This is a genomic window from Sedimentibacter sp. B4, from assembly GCF_000309315.1.
GTDB lineage: Bacteria > Bacillota > Clostridia > Tissierellales > Sedimentibacteraceae > Sedimentibacter > Sedimentibacter saalensis.
In genome coordinates this window covers 1-215 of the sequence record NZ_CANG01000503.1, presented here as the reverse complement: position 1 = coordinate 215, position 215 = coordinate 1, and the positions used below count along the sequence as shown (strand labels likewise).

At 69.8% G+C, this 215-nt stretch carries 1 pseudogene; it reads right to left on the bottom strand.

The annotated features are described in order from the left end of the window. Positions 1–215 (bottom strand): annotated as a pseudogene (locus BN358_RS26585) (penicillin-binding protein 2); the annotation flags it as partial.

The window sequence follows — 215 nt, the reverse complement described above, 5'->3', positions numbered from 1 at the left end:
TTCCCGTCCTTGCCGGTGAGGACGGAGTTCTGCGCGTATTCCAGGCCGGCACCGCCGGTGCCGTCCGCCTTGACGAAGCCGATCACATTCGCCGCCACGGCCCGGTTGGGGTAGACGCGGGTCGGCTGGCTCTCGTCCGAGAGCCCGACGAGCTTCTCCGCGCTCATCGCGGTCTGGATCTGCCGGTAGGTCGCGGCCGACACCCTGGTCGCCAC